The sequence below is a fragment of the Aeromonas enterica genome (assembly GCF_054052465.1).
Map to the genome: position 1 here is coordinate 58523 of NZ_JBSTYL010000026.1, position 6641 is coordinate 65163.

Consider the following 6641-nt stretch of genomic DNA (forward strand, 5'->3'; position numbering starts at 1 on the left):
TAATTTTCGTTGCAGTTTGCAATAAAAGGCTGACTTGTGTTGCAAATTAGTAACTGAAATGGAATTTGATAGCTTAAATGGAGGTGTTTATGGGCGATGAGTGAGTGTCTTATGGGGCTTATTTATCCGGCACAGCCTTTGCATCGCTCCAACTGCGTGAAAGTGAGCAGTCTGGGTATAAACAAGGAGCTGAACATGGAAAGTATGACCTACACCCTCAATGACACTCAAGTCGTCGCACTGGAAAACGAACTTGATGCGATGGCAGTCAGTGAATTACGCCCTCTGTTCGAGCTGTTATCAGAGTACTCCGGTGATGTACTGGCCGATCTTCGTGACGTCCATTTTATTGACTCATCGGGTATTGGGGCCTTGGTTTTCCTTTATAAAAGATTGCTTATGAAAGGGCATCGCCTGGAGCTTATTTGTGGCCCAGGTCAACCCCATGACCTATTGGAAATGTTACATATAGACAGAGTCATCCCATGCCATGAGAGTATCAAAGCTTATATGCTCTCTTGTGGCATTATGGCGGCAACATCATGAAAAGGTGGTGTGCCTTGTGGGTGTGCTTACTGATATCTGGCTGCGTCCAGTGGCCGCCTGAAGGTTATGGGGGGCTTGCCGAGGCAAGGCCAACCCTATTGCCACTTAACGAGGATGAACGGTGTATCTGGTTACGTTATGATAAGCGTCAAAAGGAGCTAGATAAGCAGCTAGCCACATTGGAACAAGTTCATCTGCGTGAGTGTATGCCAGCAGGGTTGAAACAACTGCAATCTCAACGTGTTGACATAGTTCGGGATATGCATGGTCGACTCTGGTCAGAGGTCGCCTGGCGTCAGGCGATGCTGGCGCAATCGTTACAACAGGTACGTTTGAATCTTGAAAAGAGAGCCCGCGAAGGTTGTAGCACCGATTGGTCGGGGCTTCCCTTGCGTCAGTGGAGGCAAACGTAACAAGCAAAAGGATATCTATGAATCGGGGCGCTATCAAAGGATTGATTTGTGTTGTTTTCTTGTTGTTTGCCTGTCCGTTGCTGGCGACCACCCTGTTGGCTCCTGGGGATCGACTGGCGATAGTACAGCCAGGTGAGTCTGCTTTTGACCAACCTTTCCAGATAAACAAGCGAGGGGAGGTGAAGCTCCCCGAGGTGGGCGTTGTGGTGGTGGAGGGTAAAACGCTCCAGCAGGCGGATGAGATTATCCGTACTGCCCTCAAGCCCATCTACAATAACCTCTCACAATTAACTGTCACGCTATTGGAAAAGCGCCTGCTTATTAGTGTTATGGGGTATGTCAAAAAGCCAGGCAGTTATGATCTGGCTCCCGATGGCAACGTACAGATGGCGCTCGATGCGGCTGGTGGTTTGGTGCCGGGTGCCCAGCTCAACAATATGCAGGTACGTCGTGGCGATACTGTCTCCAGCTTCGACTACAAGCACTATCTCGATACAGGCGATGCCAGTGTGTTACCCCCGCTGCAATCCCTCGATGTGGTGTTCGTACCCGCATCTCCTCTCATCGGTAACGTCCAGATTGATTTTGATGCTGCAACCCTGGCGGCAGGAGGGGACGGTGACACGGGTAAGGCGATCAAGGTATTTGGCGAGGTAAACAGCCCGGGGGCGTTCAGCTTCAAAAGTGGCAACTCCATCGTTGATCTGTTGATGCGGGCCGGAGGCGTGACTCGGTTTGCAGGGGTGGAGCGGATCCGGGTGATCAATGGAGATGCCCCCGAGTTGTTCGATCTCAAAGCCTACCTGGACTCGGGTAACAACAAGCTGTTGCCCGCACTGGCCCCCGGGGCCACCATCTTCATCCCCAAGGATGAAGAGCAAATCAAGCGGGGAGCTCGCACTATCTACATCATGGGAGAGGTGTTCAAACCTGGTGCCTATGAGGGGAGAGAGGGGGACTCCTTCCTTGACATATTGGCCAACGCTGGCGGTCCGACCCGGTATGCCGAGAGCCGTCAGATCCGTCTGTTGCGTACCGATGGTACCGTTGAGCCAATTGATCTACAGGCCTATACCGAAGGGATGCAGAAGTCCCTGCCTCAGATAAGACCAGGTGACGCGATCTTCGTGCCAGAGAAGACAGACGTAAACGAGAAGTCATGGCTTAAGGTTGCCCCTGGGCGGGCCGTGATGGTGATGGGGGCTGTGCGCATCCCCGGCCGCTATGAATGGTCTGACGAAATGTCTCTGCTTGATCTGCTTGCTCATGCCGGTGGGCCCAACGAGCGAGCCGATATTGCCAAAGTACAGATTCTCAAGGCGGATGGTGGGATGGCGACTCCAACCCTCTTCGATCTCGACAAGTTTCTTCATCAAGGTGGGGCGCTCAGCAGCCTGCCCAGGCTCCATGCCGGCTTTACCATCATGATCCCTGAGCTGCCGACCGATCCCAGCGACAACAAATCTCAGTGGGTGCGCCAATCGCCGGATAGTTCTATCTATATATTCGGCCAGGTCGGTGCTCCAGGCCGCTACGCCTTCAACGATCAGATGGGCTTTATCGACATACTCTCCGCTGCTGATGGTCCTAGCGCCACGGCGGACTTGCGCAATGTGCGCATCGCCCATCGCAATGGCAGTACGGCGCGGGTGAGCAAGCTGGATCTGGCCCTTTATTTCGAGACCGGTGATGAAACCCTGTTGCCCAAGGTGCTGCCAGGTGACTCCATTTATCTGCCGGAGAAAAATCGCCCCTGGCTTGATGAGCCCAAGGAAAACACCGTACGAGTGCTGGGGGCTGTTGCTCGACCCGGCCGCTATCGCTTTAATTCTTCAATGACTCTGCTGGATCTTCTGGCGGAGGCCGGTGGGCCAACCAGCTCTGCCTACATCAAGAAAATTGTGGTGATCAATATGGCTGTGAGCGGGCAGGGGGATCAGGCTCGTACCTTCGATCTGGACGGCTTTGCCAAGGAGCCTGATTTCAGTAGGCTGCCGGTGCTGCGGGTAGGAGACACCGTCTTCATCCCCGACAGCAAGAGCAGCAATTGGGCCATCTTTATGGACGGGATGCGGGATATTCTCACCACCATCTCGGTGGTCGCGCTGGTGGGGACCTTGTGAGATGAGCATTCCAATCCAGTATCTTGAGCTGGAGTCGCTCTATGCCTCCACCCTGGCGCGTGGGATCCGCTCACTGGCGGTGACCTCGGCCGAAGGGGGGGAAGGGGTCAGCACCATTTGCGAGGCGCTGGCCCGGCGAGCAGAAGCGGACGGGCTCAACACACTGCTGGTGGATCTCAACCTCTATCACCCCGGTCGCCCCGCAACCCTGGCCTGGGGGCCCAACGATGTGCCGGAGCCGCTGAGTCAGGGCCACTTCCTTGCGGTGCTGCCAGCACCCGGCAAGGACCTGATGGCTTTTCGCAACAAGGATACCCTGCGCCAACTGCTGGTCCGCTGGCTCGAACATTATGATGTGGTGCTCTTTGATACCTCCCCTCTCAATGCTCTCAACCGGGGTAATATCCCGGCAGATCAGGTTTGCGAGGCCTGTGAGGGAGCCTTGCTGGTGGTGCTGGGCGGTGTGACACCGACTGCCATGGTGCAAAGCGCCGTGGACAAGTTGACCCGGGCGGAGGTCAACCTGATTGGTGCAGTGTTCAACGATCGCCTCAACCCCGGGCTTGCCAGCGAAATCTTGCGTGAGCTAAACCGACTGCCCAGCAACCGGCTGACCGAATGGCTCAAGCGTTGGTGCCGGCGCAGTGCCCTGCTCAATTTCAGGATCTGAGGGAGTGCCTATGGAAGAGTGGTTGCGATCTGCCCCCGCTACCCTGCAGGCGGTGCGCGAACTGCGCAACCGGTTGGCACAGGGGTTGTCCCTGTTTCAGATACCCCCACAGGATCAAGCCAACTGGCTGCTCTGTTTCAGTGAACTGGCCACCAATATCGTCAAGCACGCCGTCCCTCCCGCGACCCACCTCTGGCTCACCCTGAAAGCAGATGAGGCGGGCTTGAGTTTATTGCTGGAGGATGATGGCGGCCCTCAACCCGGTCTTGCCAGTGCGCCCTTGCCCGATGAGCTGCAGGAGGGGGGATACGGGTTGGCGCTGGTGCACCAGTTGTTTGCCGAGGTTCACTTCTCTCGCGACGGTGAGCGCAATCGTGTGACCCTGCGCCAACAAGGCACGGTTAATCAACTGCCGGTGATCGCGGTGATCGACGATGACAAGGTGATGCGTACTCTGCTCACAGCCTATCTGCATGAGCATTACCGGGTTGAAAGTTATGCCGACTCCCAGGCCGCCCTGCTGGCGTTGGGGAAGCAACCGCCCGCATTGGTACTTTCTGATATCGAGATGGAAGGGATCGATGGTTTTGGGCTGCGTCAGCAATTGATGAAGGATCCCAAGATGAAAGGGGTGCCCTTTATCTTCCTGACGGGTCATCAGGATCAGTGGACCCAGAGTCGTGCCGGGGCCCTCGGGATCGATGATTTCCTGGTGAAGCCCATCACCAAACAGGACTTGTTGTTGGCGGTCGCGCGGGTGCTGCAACGCTCGATGCAGCTCAAGTCACAATGGGGTGAGCAACTGGATCAGCGCATGACCTCGGCGCTGCGCCCGTTATTGCCCTCCTCTTCAATAGGTGAGTATCAGCTGGCGTTGCAAACGCGGGCAGCCACCGTGGGGGGCGGGGACTTTCTGCTGGTAAAAGATCGGGTGTTGTGGCTTGGGGATGTGATGGGCCACGATGCGGAAGCCAAGTTTTTTGCCCATGCCTATGCCGGTTATTTGCGTGGCTTGCTGACTGCACACGATCTGGAACGCGCCCCTGCACGCTTGCTGACCATTTTGTCCAATGCGGTCCACAGTGACCCGCTATTGGGGGCCACCCTTCTCACCACCCTCTGCATTGAGCTCGGGAACGAGGGACGGGTGCAGTGGGCCAGTGCCGGCCACCCTGCGCCCTGGCTGGTTGGGCCCGGTTCCATACGCCAAGTCGGCGTGACCGGCCCCTTGCCCGGTTTGCGCCCTGATCCCCATTTCGTGACCAATCAGCGTCAGCTCAAGCCCGGTGAGATACTGTTGTTCTGGACCGATGGCTTGCTCGATAGCCGTGATGCCGCGGAGCGTCAGCGGTGGGAGTCTCAGCTCAAGGCGATCTGTCTGAGCTCGGGGCTCGATCTTGAACAGCTTGCTCATCGTATCGCCCGCTGGTTTGATGAGCGCATCAATGATGTCGCCCTCGATGACATGACCCTCCTGCTGGTCGCCTGTTCCGGATCCTGATTTTTTCCCTCTTTGCCTGACTGGCTCGCTCTATGCAGCGCTTCGTCTCAGGTGGCATGGTGCCACGGGAGGAGGGGCTTATGTTACCTATGCATCAGATCTGGCTTGCCATTGATGCGCGTCAGGTCGGTGGAATTGAAGTTCACATTATCCACTTGGCCAACGATCTGCTGGCAAGGGGATTTCGCCCCACCATAGTGCTGGTGAGCAACCATGGCATGACCCCCTTTACGACCCTGCTCAAACAGCAGGGCTTGCCCTATGAGGTGTGCCACAACAGCCGCGACTTTATGCGCCGTCTGGCCCGTCAGCCTGCCTCTGTGTTGCTCCACACCCATGGTTATAAGGCCGGGGTGCTGGGGCGTCTGACGGCCTGGTTTACCGGAAAGTCAGTGGTATCTACCTTTCACAGTGGTGATGACGGGGAAGGGTTGCTGAAGTTTTACAGCTGGCTGGATCGCTCAACCGCGCGTTTTGCGAAGTGTATTGCAGTCAGCGAGCCGATTGCTCGCAGATTGCCAGTGCCGAGTACGGTGATCAGCAACTTTGTGCCCATGCCCGCGACGCCGGCATCGGTGGCAGGCAACCGGATTGCGTTTGTCGGCCGCCTCTCGCCGGAAAAGGGGCCGGAGGCGTTCTGTCAGTTATCGGCCTTCTGCCCGGACGGAGAGTTTCATCTCTACGGGGATGGCCCCATGAAGGGCGCCTTGTGGCAGCAATATGGGGATCGCGTGCAGCTTCATGGTTTCCAGACCATGACCAATGAGTGGCATCACATCGACCTGCTCTGCATCACCTCCCGCTTTGAAGGATTGCCGCTGGTGGCCCTTGAGGCGATGGCCCACGGTATTCCCGTCTGTACCTTTGCGGTGGGCGGTTTGGTCAACCTGATCGATCACAAATCCAATGGCTGGCTGGTAGAGCCCGGCCATGTGCGTGATATGGCGGAGCTGGTCAACTATTGGCTGCGCAGCGATGAGGTGGTGCGCAGCAGAATGAGTCAGGCGGCGCGCAATACCATCGCCAGGGGTTACAGCGTAAACAACAGAGTGACCGATATTCTGGCCGTCTACGGCGGCTGAATATCGTGGAATACCCGCTCAAACGAGTGGCCGTTGGCCACTCGTTTTTTTATGTGGTGAGACTGGGGTTATGCGGTGGGGAAATAGCACCTTGTGAGCGGGCGGTGCCCGGACTTCTGTGGTTGGCAATGTTGGTATCAACGCCTGCGGATTGATAGTCCACATGATGGCGATCACATCGTCGCCTCGTGTTTGAGCAAGCAGGATGCCCCATAAAAAAGGCTATGTCCCAATTACGTGTTGCATGGGGTGCCCCAGCGCCTCATGCAAACACGCTTTGATATTTACTCCCCTTCCGTAACGCTC

General features: G+C 56.5%; 5 protein-coding genes. All 5 read left to right on the forward strand.

What is annotated here, in order from left to right:
• The first annotated feature begins 195 nt into the window (after positions 1 to 195).
• Positions 196 to 546 (forward strand): STAS domain-containing protein, encoded by a 351-nt coding sequence (locus ACW5XD_RS20400; protein WP_456496451.1) that lies wholly within the window; start codon positions 196 to 198, stop codon positions 544 to 546.
• 373 nt (positions 547 to 919) lie between these two features.
• Positions 920 to 3082, forward strand: a complete 2163-nt coding sequence (locus ACW5XD_RS20405; protein ID WP_456496452.1) for a polysaccharide biosynthesis/export family protein — start codon at positions 920 to 922, stop codon at positions 3080 to 3082.
• A 1-nt stretch (position 3083) separates the two neighbouring features.
• A complete protein-coding gene (locus ACW5XD_RS20410) occupies positions 3084 to 3752 on the forward strand; it encodes a capsular biosynthesis protein (protein WP_456496453.1) in 669 nt (222 codons plus the stop codon).
• A gap of 10 nt (positions 3753 to 3762) precedes the next feature.
• Entirely contained in the window at positions 3763 to 5253 is a 1491-nt protein-coding gene (locus ACW5XD_RS20415) for a SpoIIE family protein phosphatase (RefSeq protein ID WP_456496454.1), read from the forward strand.
• A gap of 80 nt (positions 5254 to 5333) precedes the next feature.
• Positions 5334 to 6335 (forward strand): glycosyltransferase family 4 protein, encoded by a 1002-nt coding sequence (locus tag ACW5XD_RS20420; protein WP_456496455.1) that lies wholly within the window; start codon positions 5334 to 5336, stop codon positions 6333 to 6335.
• Positions 6336 to 6641 lie beyond the last annotated feature (306 nt).